Consider the following 15900-nt stretch of genomic DNA (forward strand, 5'->3'; position numbering starts at 1 on the left):
GCCCATGGTTCAATGCGCTGGCCGGGCGGGCTGATCGTGGGCGTTCCTGTGTTCCCCTGCACGAAGGAATCTCCATGAAACACTTTCGAACGGCGGCGCTCACCGCCGCCCTGGTCCTGCTGGCCACCGTCCTGATCGCGCCGCCGCAGGCGCAGGCCCACGGCGTGTCCATGTTCCCCGGCGCCAGGACCTTCCTGTGCTGGCAGGACGGCCTGCGCGAGAACGGCCAGATCCAGTCCTACAACCCGGCCTGCGCGGCGGCCGTCGCCCAGAGCGGCGCGACCCCGCTCTACAACTGGTTCGCCGTGCTGCGTTCCGACGGCGCCGGGCGCACCAGCGGCTTCATCCCCGACGGCCAGCTCTGCAGCGGCGGCACCGGCGGCCCCTACGACTTCACCGCCTACAACGCCGTCCGCTCCGACTGGCCGCTGACCCACCTGACCTCGGGCGCGAGCATCCAGATGCGGCACAGCAACTGGGCCCAGCACCCCGGCACCTTCGTCTACTACGTCACCAAGAACGGCTGGAACCCCGACGGCCCGCTCAAGTGGTCGGACCTGGAGTCGTTCGGCAGCGTCACCAACCCGCCCGCCAGCGGCGGCCCCGGCGGGCTCAACTACTACTACTGGAACGCCCAGCTCCCCTCCGGCAAGACCGGGCGGCACATCATCTACACCCACTGGATCCGCTCCGACAGCAACGAGAACTTCTACAGCTGCTCCGACGTCGTCTTCGACGGCGGCAACGGCCAGGTCACCGGCGTCGGCCCCGGCGGCGGCACGCCTTCGGGCACGCCCACGTCCACCCCGACGGTCACCCCGACGGTGACCCCGCCCCCCGGCGGCTGCACCGCCACCTGGAAGGCCACCGACACCGGCTGGGCCGGTCACTTCCAGGGCGAGGTGACGGTGAGGAACACCGGCACGACGTCACTGAACGGCTGGACGGTCAAGTGGACCTACTCCGGCGGCCAGGGCTTCGACGGCGCGCCCTGGAACGGCGTGCTGTCCGCCCAGCCGCCGAACGTCTCCGTCAAGAACGCCTCCTACAACGGTCAGCTCGCGCCGAACGCGTCCACCACGTTCGGCTTCAACGCCACCGGCTCGATCCCGAGCCCCGCACCCGCGCTGACCTGCACGAGCCCGTGACCGGACCACGTCGCGGGAAGATCGCGGCAGGCGTCGCCCTGGCCGGCCTGGCGCTGGCCGGGGCGACGCTGTTCGCCGCCCACCAGGAGTCGGCGCGGCTCGACCAGGAGCTCGCCGCCCAGGTGACGCTGATCCTCGAACGGGCCACGCCCGAGGAGCACCACGACCACGGGCACGGGTTCGAGGCTCGGGTGGTGTGCGCGGTGGAGCCGTTCGGCACGGACCCGCCGGACGCCACCGGCCTGGCCGAGGTGCGCTGGGTCTACGCCCGGCACCTGTGCGCGATCGTCGGCGAGAGCCGTGACTGGGCGATGTCCGTCCGGGCCTCGGGGCCCATCGCCGTCCGCCTGGGCGTGCCGCCGCAGGTCGAGGTGCCTGCCGCCGGGCCCGGATATCCGGAGCGGGTCCGGGCGCTGATCCCCGCGCGCTACCACGACGAGGCGTTCGCCGACTTCTCGGACGAGGCCGCCATCGACGCGGCCCGCGAACGCTTCTCCCACGCCCAGGACCCCCGCTGACCGCCGGGCAAGGCCGAGCCGTGGGTGGTGCAAACGGACGCGGCCGGCTGGGGGTTCGCCGGCCGCGTCCGTCCCATCCGGGCGGGATGGTGTCGCGGGCAGGATCAGTTGATGGGCCTCACCTCCTTCTTCTCTAGCCGGCGCAGGTGTAGCCGGACGGAACGGACGAGTCGCCGTCCGGACGACCGGCCTGGATCCCGAAACCGGTGGCGGCGCCGGGCGCGAGCGTGCCGTTGTAGCTCAGGTTCCGCGCGGTCACGGTCCGCCCGCTGACCGTCACCGCGGCGTTCCAGAAGCCGGTCACGGTGTGGCCCGCGGGCAGCGTGAACGTCACCGTCCAGCCGTTCCTGGCGGTCGTGCCGGTGTTGGTCACCGTGACGGGCTGCAGGACGTACCCGTTGCCCCACTGGCTCTGGACGGTCCCCACGGCCGTGCAGCCGCCGTCGCCGCCCCCGGCCAGGGTGGTGAAGGAGGCCGTGGGCGAGGCGGCCGACTGGTTGCCCGCCGCGTCCCTGGCCTTGACGTGCACCTGGTAGGCGGTCGAGGGCGACAGGCCGGTCAGGGTGATCGAGGTGGTGGCCGTCGCCCCGAGCGGGACGCCGGCCGAGGTGTAGACGTCGTAGCCGGTCACGCCCACGTCGTCGGTGGCGGCCGGCCAGGTCAGGGTGGCGCCGGACGAGGTGACGTTCGAGGCCGCCGGGGTGCCGGGGGCGCTCGGCGGGGTCGGGTCGGTGGTGCCGCCGCCGTAGACGGACGCCTGCCTGGCCGTGGCGGCGATGCCGTTGGGGCCGTTGAACAGCCGCTGCCCCCACGAGGTGAGCCGGGTGACGTCGAAGCCGGTGACCTGGTCGAGGTACTCGACGCCGCCGCCGTTGCCGCTCCACGACCAGCCCAGGTAGCCGAGGCCGCGGCTCACGGCCTGGGCCATGATCGTGTCCTCGTCGGGGTCGCCGTCGGAGTGGTTGAACCCGAACTCGCCGATGACCAGCGGCAGCCCGGCCGTCCGGAACGCGTCCAGGTACGACGTGATCTCGGCGGCGGTGTCGTAGACGCCGTACATGTGCACCGAGAAGATCGTGTTCTTGTCGGGGTCGGCGGCGAGGACGGCCGCGGCGTTGTCCCGCATGACGTTCTGCCAGTCCTGGCCCCAGGCGGGGGCGTCCACCATCAGCGCGTGGTGGATGCCGTTGGCGCGCAGCTTGGCGATCGCGGCCTTGGTGGCCTCGGCCCAGCCGGGCGTGGTGGCGTTGTTGCCGATCGGCTCGTTGCCGATGTTGACGACGACGTAGTCCTCCTGTCCGGCCAGGGCGCTCTTGACGCTGATCCAGTAGTCGGCGGCCTGGTCGAGCGTGTACGCGCCGCTCTGCTCGCCGTACCCGGTGGTGTCGTGGTCCTCCAGCACGCAGATGAGCTTGTTCTGCTTGCACAGGGAGACCACGCCGGCCACGTCGGAGGCGGAGTTGGCGCTCCACCGGCCGCCGCTGAGCACGACGCGCACGGTGTTGGCCTTCAGCGACCTGATGTCGGCGAACGCCTTGGTCTGGGCCGGGTACCAGGTGTGGGCGTGGCTGGTGCCGCGCATCACGAACTCCTGGCCGTTGCCCTCCAGGATCTTCGTGCCGCTCACGTGGATGCCGGTGGCGGCCCGCGCCGCGGTGCCCGGCACGATCAAGGAGGCGGCCACGAGCGCGGCGGCGAGCGCCGGCGCGGTGAACAGTGATCGCATGTGCTGCCTTTCCCTGAGCCGGTGGATCCGCCCCCGCCCCTGCTCGGCGGCCGGGGCGAGGGCGGGGTCGGCGGGCTCAGGCGGGGGTGCAGGTGAGGTCGGGGGTGGACGGGGTGCCGTTGGCGATGAAGCCGAACGTGGTCGTGGCGCCGGCGGCGAGCCCGCCGTTCCACGCCTCGTTCCTGACGGACACGGACGAGCCGGTCTGGGTGAGCTTTCCGCCCCAGAGCTGGGTGATCTGGTTCGCGGACGTCCAGGCGGCCGTCCAGCCCGTGATGGCCGCGGAGCCGGCGTTCTTGACGGTCACCTCGGCCTGGTACGCGCCGCCCCAGGAGTTGGTGACCTTGAACGTGGCCGCGCAGCCGCCCTGGGGCGGGTCGGCGGTCGTGAACGACGTGCCGTCGGACGGCGTCGAGCTGTTGCCCGCCGCGTCCCTGGCCACCACGTGGACGGCGTAGGCCGTGGCAGGGGTGAGCCCGCTGAGGTCGAAGGAGGTGCCGGTGGCCGTGCCCGCCTTGGCGGACCCCAGGTAGACGTCGTAACCGGTCACGCCCACGTTGTCCGTGGAGGCCGTCCAGCTCAGCTTCGCCGCCGTGCCCGTGATCGCGGAGACCGCGGGCCTGCCCGGCTTGCTGGGCGCTGTCGTGTCCTGCTCCTCCGGACCCGGGGGCTCACCCCAGATCTTGGTGGCGCCGCTGTAGAGGGTGATGTTCTTCGTCTGCACCGGCGTCGCGCCCGGCGTGGCCGGGATGCCCTGGTACGACCAGTCGTCGGCCGGGTTCCAGGCGCCCGCGCTGGTGATCCTGAACTGCACCTCCCTGCGGTGCTGCGACTGCCCGGCCGGGGCGATGGCCTGCCCCGAGCAGTCGATGTTCACGTAGAGCACGCTCCCGCCGGCCGAGCCGAGCGTGGGGGCCTTGCACTGCGTGTAGGCCGACGACACGCTGATCTGCGAGGCGGTCGTCGAGCCGTCGAGGGTGAAGTAGTAGCGGAACGAGCCGTCCGACAGGACCCGGGCGGGCCAGGCCGACTGGTTGCGCACGATGGCCTTGATCTCAGTGAAGTTCGTGCCGGAGGCGTTCACGCCGGCCTCGACGAAGATCTCCGGGCCGTCCGGGGTCTCGGCGGGCGGGAAGTTCGCCGCGGGCGCTCCTCCGTACTCCTTGTAGAGCCGGGCCAGGGCGCTGGTGAAGCCGGCGTTGTAGTCGGTCGCGACCTCGTTCATGACGTAGTCGTCGCGTTTGTCGGCGTAGACGTCGTCGGGGTCGGGCGGGCCGCCGACCAGCGCGCCGTACAGCGTGTGGCGGCTGTTGACCGGGTTGGTGATCTGGTCGGTCCACGAGCCGTGCGCCGTGCGGTGGTGCGGGTTCTTCGGCGGGTTGGCCCCGAACCCGATCAGGTACGAGGAGTTGCGCGGGTTGTCGCCGAGCGCGTAGTTGATCTGCCGGACCGCGAAGTCGTGGTAGCGGGCCTTGCGCGCCGGGTCGGTGATCGAGTCGCTGTGCACGAGCGCGACGAACGAGGTGTTGGCCGCGTACCGCAGCGACCCCCACCGGTCCAGCACGGCCTGGCCGCCCGGCGAGTACCTGACCTTGGAGCCGTTGACGCCGACCGTCCACCAGTCGAGCCAGCGGTCGGCGTCGTCCAGGTACTTCTGCTTGCCGGTGAGCTTGTGCAGCAGCACGTACGCGCCGTACGACTTGTCGTCCCAGGCGATCGTCCACTTGTACGACTTCGTCGTGGTCTGCGGTTCGTTGCCCAGGTTGTCGTAACCGGCCTCGGCCTTGGCCAGGTAGGCGGCGTCGTTCGTGGCCCGGTAGAGCCAGATCGCCCCCCAGACCAGCTCGTCGTTGTAGCCGCTCCAGGAGTTGTAGTAGCCCTGGGCGTCGCTGATGCAGTCGCTGTACTTCTTCCTGACCGTGTCGGCGAAGGAGTACAGCTGCTTGGCGTGCGTCACCAGCTTGTCGGCATACGCCGGATCGGTCGGACGGAAGACGATCGACGAGGCCGCCATCGCCGCCGCCGTCTCCCCCGCCAGGTCCGAACCGCCGCAGGACGCGTCGATCTTGTAGGCGGGCCGGTTCATCTGCATGGCCTCGGCCGGGCCCCACCAGGCGTGGTCGGTGCCGCCGTTGCCGACCTGCCCGTACAGCACGTCGGCCGACGGGTGGGCCTTGACGAAGTAGTCGTTGACGAACCTCAGGTTGTTCAGCAGGTGGGTGAGCTGGCCGGAGCCCGCGTAGGCGTCGCGGTACTCCACGCCGCCCCAGGCCAGCATCGTGGCCGAGAAGGCCATCGGGAAGCCGAACTTGACGTGGTCGCCCGCGTCGTACCAGCCTCCGGTCAGGTCCAGCCCGGCGTCCTTGCCGTCGTTCAGGCCCGAGTCGCCGCGCCAGGAGACGCGGTTCCAGGCGGGCAGGTCGCCCGACTGCTGGGCCTCGTAGAACCACAGCGACTTCTGCAGCGCCTCACCGTAGGAGAAGGCGGGCGCGGCCGCGTGGGCCACCGGCCCCACCCCTGCGAGCAGGGGCAGGACCAGCGACGCCGCGGCGATCATCGCCGCCTTTCTCACGGGAAGAGCCGCCCGTACTCGGCCAGGGCCACGGCCACGTCCACCTGCGCCCAGAAGCGGTGGTAGTTGAACGTCGGCGCGGGCCCGGTGCCCTGGAGGTAGGCGTTCACCTCGGGCCAGTCGGGGTCGTTCTTGTAGAAGGACCTGATCGACATGAACGTCGAGCTGGAGTTGATCGTGTTGCCGTTCGGCATCTTGCCGGTCCAGCCCGGGGGCACGTAGACCGGGTCGTTCAGCCGCTTGTAGTCGGTCTTGGTCTCCGACACCGACACGCCCTTGGCGTCGCGGTTCTTCCACACGCCGTCCAGCAGCGCCTTGGCCATGGTCCTGGCCCCGGCGTTGTTCGCCTTGGCCGCGTAGTACATCAGGGCCTTGGCGTACGAGCCGGCCACGCCGACGTCGTTGGTGTAGTCGGCGACCGTCACGTGCAGGCCGGGGTTGGGCGGCGGCATGCCGTTCGGGTCGCTGAAGTCACCGGCGGGCTGGCCGGTCCACTTCAGCGTGGACGGCATCTGGTACGTGCCGTCCGCGTTGATCGTGGTGTTGGCCATCGCCCAGGCGACCCACTTGTCCAGCAGCGCCTTGGCGTCGGCGTTGCCCGAGGCGTAGTAGAGCTCGGCCACCCGCTCCATGGTCCACGCCTGGAACCCGAACCACTGGTTGGACGGCGGGTCGTGGTAGACCGGCTGCCAGTCGTAGGTCATGCCGTGGAACTTCGGCAGCCCGGCCGGCGGGGTGGCGTAGTGGCCCTCCCAGCTGTTGGTCGCGCCGCCCGCGATGGCGCCCTCGGCCGACTGCAGCCAGGTGTAGAACTGCAGCTGGCGGGTCAGGCTGGTGCTCCAGTCGGCCGCGCCGGTGCCGCTCTTGGGCTTCAGCTCGGCCACGTTGGCCAGCGCCCAGGCCGCGAGCGGGTTCTGGTAGCCGGAGTGGTTGTGGCTGGAGCCGATGCGCCAGGCCCAGCCCGCGCTGGTGTCGCTCGCGCCGCCCCAGGCGTAGTACCAGGACAGCAGGTAGTTGGAGGCGTCCTTGCCGGTGCCCGCGGCACACGAGGTGCTGGTGCAGCCGGGCTTCTTGAAGTACTTGTCGTACATCGCGTACCGCAGGTAGTCGCCCATCTTGGCGGCCTTGGCGACCGACGCGGAGATCTGCGACTCCTTGCCCTGCTGCTTGGCCCACGTCTGCGCCCAGTACGCCGCCTGGACGGCCCGCGCGTCGGCGTCGGGCGCGTTGGTGTACTTCCACTGCTTGGCGTAGTTGCTGTCCTTGGTGAACAGGTCGAGGTAGCCGTTGGGGCCGCCGAACTTGAACGTGTCGCAGGACGGCTGCGGGATGGTCTCGAAGACCGACTCCTCCGGGCCGCGCTGGTAGGTGTTGATGTAGGTGTTCTTGCTCGTGCCGTCGCCGCAGCGGCCGAAGCCGTAGGTGTTGTCGACGTCGAGCAGCCAGTGCATGCCGTAGACGTCACTGGTGTTGTACGCGCTCTTCAGCTCGTTGGCCAGCGGGTCCGAGCCCACGGACACCCCGGAGTCGAGCTGCGTCGGGTACTGCTTGATGTCGTTCCACTCACCGGCGTACGTGGCCGGCTTGGCGGGGTTGTAGAAGGAGTTCGTCGGCTGGTCGGCGGTCGAGGGGATGATGTACTTCTCCATCGAGGCCCACGCGTTGTTGAACTTCGCCCAGTCGCCGGTCACCTGCCCGTAGGTCGCCTCCAGCCACAGGTAGTAGCTGTAGGCCTCGGACGTGGTCTCGTGCCCGTGGTCGGGCGCCTCGACCATGAACGTCTCCACCGAGTGGTACGGCACGCCGTCGGGCGAGAAGTACCCGTTGGCCGGGTCGTGCAGCTCGTTGTACATCTCGACGAACCGCTTGACGTACTCGTTGTCGCCGCCGAGGTCGTCGTCCGCCTCGCTGGCCGTGACCTTGACCGGGGTGTAGCCGGTCGCGCTCACCGTGAACTCGGCGGTGCCGCTGGTGGTGTCGGCGTCGTCCGCCGCCGCCAGGGTGACGTTCTGGACGGTGTTCCAGTTGGCCGGCGTGAAGGTGAGCGAGCCGCCGGAGCCGACGGTCAGGTCGGCGTCGCCGCTGGTGCGGGCGGTGGTGACGGTCACGTTCGCGGCGGGCGCCTGCGAGAGCTTCACGCCGAAGCCCGCGGTGCCCTTCTCCGGCACGGAGATCGTGGTCGGGCTCACCACGAGGGCGGGCCCGGTGTTCTGCGAGACGGTGATCCCGACGGGGGCCGAGGTCGTGGTCGCGCCCCCGTCGTCGGTGGCCTTCGCGGTGATCGAGTAGCTGCCCGCGGCCACGTTCTGCCAGGTGTAGCCGTACGGCGCCGAGGTGTCGGTGCCGAGCAGCGTGGAGCCCTGGTAGAAGTCGACCTTGGAGACCGTGCCGTCGGCGTCGGCGGCGTTCGCTGCGATGGCCACGGTGGCCGGGGCGGTGAACGTCTGGCCGGCGGTGGGCGAGGTCAGCGCGACCGTGGGCGGGGTGTTGGCGCCGCCGCAGGTCACGCCGTTCACGGTGAACGAGGTCGGGCTCGGGTTGCTGCCCGTCCAGGTGCCGTTGAAGCCGAGCGTCGTCGAGGCGCCGGTGGCCAGGCTGCCGTTCCACGGCATGTTGGTGGCGGTGACGTGCGTGCCCGACTGCGTCCAGTTGGCGCTCCAGCCGGTGGGCGTGTACTTCTGGCCCGCGGTCGGGAAGTCGAAGCCGAGCGTCCACGAGGTGATCGGGTCGCCGGTGTTCTTCAGGGTCAGGTTGGCGGTGAACCCGCCCTGGCCCGGGCCGCTCGTCCACTGGTTGGCGGTGTACGTCACGTCGCAGGCGACGGCGGCGTGCGCGGGCAGCGCCGCGAGGGTCGTGGTCGTGCCCGCCGCGAGCACGAGCGTCGCGGCTCCGGCGAGCCGCCTCGACAGGCGGGAAAGACGGGAAGGAGGTCTGTGTTTCAAGGGATCTCCATGGGAGTAGGGGGTGTGGGAGCGCTCCCAAGGGGGATTGTGGGTGACCGGCGGCGTATGTCAACGGATCGCCCGTCCGGTGGCCCCCGCGTTTCCTCTCACCAGGCTGCCGATGATGAAAGTTTCATCCACGTTACGGGGCATTCGGCGAGCATGCGGCCCGGGAACGCCCGCCGCACGGCCGCCCTCATTTACAGGGCCGGGAGGGCGTCTCACTATGGGAGCGCTCCCAGCCAACTGACGTTCTGGAGATGATCGCTAGTGAGACTCCACAGCGGCCCACGCCGATGGGCCGTGACCATGACCGCCGCGAGCGTCGCGGCCCTCGGGCTCGTCGTCGGCCAGACCACGGCCGCCAGTGCCGCGGTGAACTGCGACGTGACCTACTCCGCCAACTCGTGGACGAGCAGCCCCGGTCAGGGCGGTTTCACCGCGAACATCACGTTGAAGAACACCGGCGACCCGATCACCTCGTGGACGCTGGGCTTCGACTTCCCCGGCACCGGCCAGAAGTACACCCCGACCGGCTGGAGCGCCAACTGGACGCAGTCGGGCACGCACGTCACCGCGACGAACATGCCCTACAACGGCAGCCTGGCCACCGGCGCCTCCACCACCATGGGCTTCAACGGCACCTGGACGGGCAGCAACAACCCGCCCACCTCCTTCACCGTGAACGGCGTGACCTGCGGCGGCGTCACCCCCACCACCCCCGCGGTGGTCACCTCCGCCAGCTCGGTCGCGGTCAACGAGGGCGGCACCGCCACCTTCACCGCCAAGCTGTCCTCCGCCCCCTCCTCGAACGTCACCGTCACCACCCAGCGGACCAGCGGTGACAGCGACCTGACCGTCAGCGCGGGCGGCTCGCTCACCTTCACGCCCGCCAACTGGAACACCGCCCAGACGGTCACCCTGGCCGCCGCCCAGGACGCCGACACCACCGCGGGCACGGCGGCCTTCTCCGTCGGCGGCACCGGCGTCACCTCGGCCACCGTCAACGCGACCGAGGTGGACGACGACGCGGTCGTGGAGCAGGCGCTGCTCGTGACGCCCACGTCGGTGACCGTGCCCGAGGGCGGGACGGCGGCGTACACGGTCAAGCTGGCCGCGCAGCCGTCCGCGAACGTGACCGTCACCTCGACGGCGGGCAGCGGCGACGCCGACCTGACCGTCTCCGCCGGCAGCAGCCTCACCTTCACGACGGCCAACTGGAACACCGCCCAGACGGTGACCCTGGCCGCCGCCCAGGACGCCGACTCGACCAACGGCACCCGTCCCTTCACGGTCGCCGCCACCGGCCTGACCAGCAAGACGGTCACCGCCACCGAGGCCGACGACGACGGCCAGCCGCCCACCGGCCACGTCGAGAACCCGTACGCCGGCGCCACCGGCTACGTGAACCCGCAGTGGAAGGCCAAGGCCGCGGCCGAGCCCGGCGGCGCCGCCGTCGCCAACACCTCCACCGCCGTGTGGCTGGACCGCATCGCGGCCATCGCCGGCTCCTCCTCGGCCATGGGCCTCCAGGCCCACCTGGACGAGGCCGTGGCCCAGGACGCGCTCAACGGCACGGCCCCGCTGACCGTGCAGTTCGTCATCTACGACCTGCCCAACCGCGACTGCTCGGCGCTGGCCTCCAACGGCGAGCTGCTGATCGCCGAGAACGGCTTCAACCGCTACAAGGCCGAGTACATCGACGTGATCGCGAACATCCTGCGCGACCCCAAGTACGCCAACCTGCGCATCGTCACGATCATCGAGCCCGACTCGCTGCCCAACCTGATCACCAACACCGGCAACTTCCCGAAGTGCGCCGAGGCCAACGGGCCCGGCGGCTACGTGGACGGCGTCCGGTACGCGCTCGACAAGCTGCACGCCATCACCAACGTCTACACCTACGTGGACGCCGCCCACCACGCCTGGCTCGGCTGGGACTCGAACTTCGGCCCCGCCGTGAACCTCTTCTACAACATGGCCGCGGGCACCACGGCCGGCGTGGACAGCGTGGACGGCTTCATCGTCAACACCGCCAACTACTCCGCCACCAAGGAGCCGTACTTCACGATCAACACCCTGGTGAACGGCCAGACCGTCCGCCAGTCCAAGTGGATCGACTGGAACTACTACGTGGACGAGTCCACCTTCGCCACGGCTCTGCGCACCGCACTGGTCAACAAGGGCTTCAAGTCCGGGCTCGGCATGCTGGTCGACACCTCGCGCAACGGCTGGGGCGGCACCGCCCGTCCGGGCGGCGCGAGCACCTCGACGGACGTGAACACCTTCGTCAACCAGTCACGCGTCGACCGGCGCATCCACGCCGGCAACTGGTGCAACCAGAGCGGCGCGGGCCTCGGCGCCCGGCCGACGGCCAGCCCCGAGGCCGGTTTCGACGCCTACGTCTGGATCAAGCCGCCGGGCGAGTCCGACGGCGCCAGCACCGACATCCCGAACGACGAGGGCAAGAAGTTCGACCGGATGTGCGACCCGACCTACACCGGCAACAACCTCAACGGCAACAACATGTCGGGCGCCCTCGGCGGCGCCCCGCTGTCCGGCCAGTGGTTCTCCGCCCAGTTCCAGGAGCTGGTCAGGAACGCCTACCCGCCGGTCAGCTAGCTCACCGAGCCGGCCGGGGGCTCCGGGGCCCCCGGCCGCCGGACGAGGGGCCCGCCTGACCCGGGCCCCTCGTCCGGTGAGGGAACCCGGGCCCCTTCCGCATCGGTGGGTGCGCCGCTCAGCGGCTCTCGCGCCACTCCGACACGACGCGATCGACGTCGAAGGGCATCAGGTTGAGCGGCGGCCCCGGCAGGCCCTTCCTGATCGCCTCGCGGATCTTCTCGTTGACCTCTTCGAGGATCTGCCGCACCTCGGTCTCGGACCGGGCCCCGCGGGCCTGCCGCAGCGCCTCCTCGGCCTCCTTGCGCAGCGCCAGCGTCGGGGGCAGCGGCATGGACAGCCCCTCGCTCTCCAGCTTCTGCTTGATCCACCACATCTCGTCGTCCCGCCGGTCGAGGCCGGGCAGCGGCTTGCCCGCGCCCGGCAGGTCGTCGAACTCCCCACGCTCGGCCGCCTCGCGGATCTGACGGTCGATCCAGCTCTCGAACGGCATGCCCACCGGCTTGCGGTCGGTCACGGACGCGGCTCCTCTCACGCCAGGTTGTGGCTCGGCGCGACCGGCCCGCGCCAGCCGAGCACGGCCTCGGTCATGCGCACGGACGCCACCGTCGCGGCGACGTCGTGCACCCGCAGGATCCGGGCGCCCTTGAGGATGGAGACGACGTTCGCGGCGATCGTCCCCTCCTTGCGCTCGCCCTGCGGGCGGTCGATGGTCTCGCCGATGAAGTCCTTGTTCGACAGCGCGACCAGGGTGGGATAGCCGATGGCGGTGATCTCCTCCAGCCGCCGGGTCAGCTCCAGGGAGTGGAAGGTGTTCTTGTTCAGGTCGTGGCCCGGGTCGATGATGATCCGGTCGGGGGCGATGCCCGCCTTGAGCGCGAAGGCGACCCGCTCGCGCAGGAAGCCGGCGACCTCGGCGACGACGTCGTCGTAGCTCGGGCGGAAGACCCGCCGGCCGGGGCCGCCGAGGCTGTGGGTGACGACCACGCTGGCGCCGGTCTCGGCCGCGACCTCGGCCAGGCCGGGCTCGCGCAGGCCGTTGGTGTCGTTGATGACGTCGGCGCCGGCCTCGACGGCCGCCCTGGCGACCTCGGGGCGGTGGGTGTCGACCGAGATGACGGCGTCGGTCGCGGCCCTGACCTCGGCGATCACCGGGACCACCCGCTCGATCTCCTCCTCGACGCCGATCGCGGCCTGGGCGGCGCTGAAGGCGAACCCGCCGATGTCCACCCAGTCGGCGCCCTCATCGACGGCCCGCGCGCAGGCCGCGACCGCGCGGTCGAGCTCGTACGTGCGCCCCTGGTCGTGGAAGGAGTTGGGGGTCCTGTTGACGATGGCCATGATGGCGATCTGGCGTTCGAAATCGAACTCCCGCCGCCCGATGCGGCGGACCGGAGAAATGATCTCGGGGGGATTGTTTCCGCCGCTCACGTAGTGGCCCCTTCCGTCTCCTGCCGAGCCTACCCGGGGCCGTGGCAGGGCGGTCGGGCGCGCCCGCGCTCAGACCTGGAAGCGCCCGGACGGCCCGCCGCCGCCGGTGACCCGGATGCGCTTCATGGAGCTCGGGGAGACGGACGCGTGCGGCAGGCGCATGGTGAGCCGGACCGTGGTGCCGTCCGGGCCGGTGCGGACGTCCACGACGTCGCACAACCGCCGGATCAGGTAGATGCCGCGACCGGTGTAGGAGAGGCTGGACGGCCGGACGTCCCCGTCGAGGTACGCCTGCGGGATGCCCGTCCCCTGGTCCGTCGTCTCCGAGCGGATGACGCCGTCGACCGTCCACAACGTCAGATGCCCGCGCCCGCCCGCGTGCTCCACGGCGTTGACCACGCTCTCGTGCACGGCGAGCACGAAGTCGTCGAGCCGCCCGTCGCGCAGCCCGCTGCTCTCCGCCTGCTCGGCGACCGCGCGGCGCAGCTTGGTGACGTCGTGGAGGGTGAAGACCTGGGTCAGGAGAAGGGCCATGGCGCTCCTTCGTGTCGTCACGACACGCAGGCCACGCCTCTGGACCTCGCGTAGAGAACCGTCCCCTTCCCCGGCCGGGCGGGCTTACACCTCCGGATCAGGGGTGGGCGCCGACCCCCGTGGCCAGCTCCTTGACCCGGCCCAGCGGGCCGCCGTCGGGGGCGAGCGGCGGGGTCTCCATGCCGGCGCCGTCGTGCAGGCCGTCCAGCAGCTCGCGCATGGCGTCCCAGGACGAGTGCCGCGGCCGCCAGCCCAGAACGTCCCTGGCCTTGTCTGTCTTCATGACGGGGATGCGCAGGGCCAGTTCGAGCAGGCCGGGCGAGGCGGGCACCAGCCGCAGGTGCCAGCCGGCCGACATCAGCGTCCTGGCCAGCCAGGGCGTGACCGGTATCGTCCGCGTGCCGAGGAGCTTGGCCAGGTCGGCGGGGTCGAGCACGGGTTCGGCGGCCAGGTTGAAGGCCCCCGACACCGTCCTGGTCACCGCCAGCCGGTACGCCTCGGCCGCGTCGTCGGCGTGCAGCACCTGGAGCCGCAGGCCGGGCACGTCGGGCACGAACGGGACGCGGCCGGGCCGGATCAGCCGGCGCGGCAGGAACGGCCCGGCGAACAGGCGGCGCTGCTCGGTGGCCGCCGCCCGCTGGAAGATGAACCCCGGCCGCATCCGCACCACGCGGATCGCCGGGTGGTCGTGCTCGAAGACGTCGAGCACCCGCTCGACGTACGCCTTCTCCCGGCCGTACGCGGCGCCCGGCCAGCCGTGCGTGGGCCAGCTCTCGTCCACCGGCCGGTCCTTGGGGCCCGGCGAGTACGCGCCGACCGAGGAGGCGTGGACCAGCGCGGGCACCCCCGCCTCGGCCACCGCGCGGAACACCCGCATGCTGCCCAGCACGTTCGCCCGCCAGGTCACGGCCGGGTCCCTGGTGGGCTGGAACAGCCACGCGAGGTGCACGACGGCGTCGGCGCCCTCGAAGATGCGGGACAGGTCGCCGGTGGCGACGTCGGCCTGCCGCCACTCGGTCCGGTCGATGCGCCATCCCGGCAGGCGGCGGGCCACGCCCACGATCGACGTCACGTTGTCATCCGCGGCGAGCGCGCGTACGACGCTCGTGCCGACATTGCCGGTAGCCCCGACCACCACGACTCTCATGCCCGCACCGCTGCCCGCGCTCCGGATGACGAAACCCCTGGTCAGGGCTGTAGCAGGATCTTTATCGCACCGTTCGCCTTCTTCTGGAACATCTCGTACGCCTGCGGCGCCTCCTCCAGCCGCATGCGGTGGGTGGTCAGGTCCATGACGCCGAGCGGGTCGGAGTCGTCGGTGACCAGCGGCATGAGCCGGTTGATCCACCGCCGCACGTGGGCCTGGCCCATCCGCAGCGTGACGCCCTTGTCGAACATGCGCAGCATCGGCATCGGGTCGGTCATGCCGCCGTAGACGCCGATGACGGAGATGACGCCGCCCCGGCGGACGGTGTCGATGGCCTGGTTGAGCGCGGCCAGCCGGTCGACGCCCACGTGGGACATCAGCGGCGCGGCCACCGCGTCGGGCAGCAGCCCGGTGAGCGTCTGGGCGATCTTGGCGGCCGGTGAGCCGTGCGCCTCCATGCCGACGGCGTCGATCACCGAGTCGGTGCCGCGGCCCGAGGTGAGCTCGCGGATCGCCCCGGGCACGTCGGAGGTCTCGCTGCCGTCCACGACCTCGATGCCGTGGCGGCGGGCCATCTCCAGGCGTTCGGTGACGCCGTCCACGCCGATCACGCGGTGGCCGAGGTGGCGGGCGATGCGGGCGCACATCTGGCCGATGGGGCCGAGGCCGAAGACGGTGACGCTGCCGCCGTCCGGGATCTCGGCGTAGTCCACGGCCTGCCAGGCGGTCGGCAGCACGTCGGACAGGAACAGGAACCGCTCGTCCGGCGGGCCCTCGGGCACCTTGATCGGGCCGAACTGGGCCTCGGGCACGCGCAGGTACTCGGCCTGGCCGCCGGGCACCTGGCCGTACAGCCTGGTGTAGCCGAACAGCGCGGCGCCCATGCCCTGCTCCTTGACCTGCGTGGTCTCGCACTGCGCGTACAGCTCCAGGCCGCACATGTGGCAGTGGCCGCAGGAGATGTTGAACGGGATGACGACGCGGTCGCCGGGTTTGATGTCGGTGACGGCGGCTCCGACGGCCTCGACGACGCCCATGGGCTCGTGGCCGAGGATGTCGCCCTCGGCCATGAAGGGCCCGAGCACCTCGTACAGGTGCAGGTCGGAGCCGCAGATGCCGGAGCTGGTCACCCTGATCACCGCGTCGTTGGGCTCCTTGATGGCCGGGTCGGGGACCTCATCGACCCGTACGTCCCGCTTGCCGTGCCAGGTGACGGCCTTCATGACGCCTCCAGATGGGATTCGGACGGCACAAATCCCG

At 71.0% G+C, this 15900-nt stretch carries 11 protein-coding genes; 3 read left to right on the forward strand and 8 right to left on the reverse strand.

The genetic code is table 11. The annotated features are described in order from the left end of the window. Positions 1–74 precede the first annotated feature (74 nt). Positions 75–1148, forward strand: a complete 1074-nt coding sequence (locus tag ACFYUV_RS24025; protein ID WP_387671420.1) for a lytic polysaccharide monooxygenase — start codon at positions 75–77, stop codon at positions 1146–1148. Next, entirely contained in the window at positions 1145–1666 is a 522-nt protein-coding gene (locus ACFYUV_RS24030) for a hypothetical protein (protein WP_387671422.1), read from the forward strand. The genes ACFYUV_RS24025 and ACFYUV_RS24030 overlap by 4 nt, the downstream gene beginning before the upstream one ends. A 133-nt stretch (positions 1667–1799) precedes the next feature. Here the strand turns inward: ACFYUV_RS24030 and ACFYUV_RS24035 are convergent, their stop codons facing one another. The 3 genes from ACFYUV_RS24035 to ACFYUV_RS24045 all read right to left on the reverse strand — a co-directional run bounded on the left by ACFYUV_RS24035 (position 1800) and on the right by ACFYUV_RS24045 (position 8906). Continuing rightward, positions 1800–3392, reverse strand: coding sequence for a cellulase family glycosylhydrolase (locus ACFYUV_RS24035; RefSeq protein ID WP_387671424.1), 1593 nt, complete (start codon positions 3390–3392; stop codon positions 1800–1802). Positions 3393–3468: 76 nt separating this feature from the next. Continuing rightward, positions 3469–5949, reverse strand: a complete 2481-nt coding sequence (locus ACFYUV_RS24040; RefSeq protein ID WP_387671426.1) for a glycoside hydrolase family 9 protein — start codon at positions 5947–5949, stop codon at positions 3469–3471. Between the two features lie 11 nt (positions 5950–5960). Further along, complete coding sequence (locus ACFYUV_RS24045) at positions 5961–8906, reverse strand: glycoside hydrolase family 48 protein (RefSeq protein ID WP_387671428.1); 2946 nt, start codon at positions 8904–8906, stop codon at positions 5961–5963. Positions 8907–9215: 309 nt separating this feature from the next. Between ACFYUV_RS24045 and ACFYUV_RS24050 the strand changes: the two genes are divergently transcribed. Further along, the gene (locus ACFYUV_RS24050; protein ID WP_387671430.1) at positions 9216–11528 is read left to right on the forward strand and encodes a glycoside hydrolase family 6 protein; all 2313 of its coding nucleotides are present in this window, start codon (positions 9216–9218) and stop codon (positions 11526–11528) included. 118 nt (positions 11529–11646) lie between these two features. Here ACFYUV_RS24050 and ACFYUV_RS24055 read toward each other — a convergent pair whose 3' ends face one another. The 5 genes from ACFYUV_RS24055 to ACFYUV_RS24075 all read right to left on the reverse strand — a co-directional run bounded on the left by ACFYUV_RS24055 (position 11647) and on the right by ACFYUV_RS24075 (position 15863). Then, positions 11647–12045: a DUF1992 domain-containing protein gene (locus tag ACFYUV_RS24055; protein ID WP_387671431.1), complete on the reverse strand. Its 399-nt coding sequence runs from the start codon at positions 12043–12045 to the stop codon at positions 11647–11649. A 14-nt stretch (positions 12046–12059) separates the two neighbouring features. Then, a complete protein-coding gene (folP, locus tag ACFYUV_RS24060) occupies positions 12060–12959 on the reverse strand; it encodes a dihydropteroate synthase (RefSeq protein ID WP_387671433.1) in 900 nt (299 codons plus the stop codon). Between the two features lie 69 nt (positions 12960–13028). Then, positions 13029–13493, reverse strand: coding sequence for an ATP-binding protein (locus ACFYUV_RS24065; RefSeq protein ID WP_387671434.1), 465 nt, complete (start codon positions 13491–13493; stop codon positions 13029–13031). Between the two features lie 97 nt (positions 13494–13590). Then, positions 13591–14640: an NAD-dependent epimerase/dehydratase family protein gene (locus tag ACFYUV_RS24070; RefSeq protein ID WP_352358694.1), complete on the reverse strand. Its 1050-nt coding sequence runs from the start codon at positions 14638–14640 to the stop codon at positions 13591–13593. Between the two features lie 41 nt (positions 14641–14681). After that, positions 14682–15863 (reverse strand): zinc-dependent alcohol dehydrogenase, encoded by a 1182-nt coding sequence (locus ACFYUV_RS24075; protein WP_387671436.1) that lies wholly within the window; start codon positions 15861–15863, stop codon positions 14682–14684. Positions 15864–15900: the final 37 nt, after the last annotated feature.

It is taken from the genome of Nonomuraea sp. NPDC003560 (genome assembly GCF_042878785.1).
Taxonomy (GTDB): Bacteria; Actinomycetota; Actinomycetes; order Streptosporangiales; family Streptosporangiaceae; genus Nonomuraea.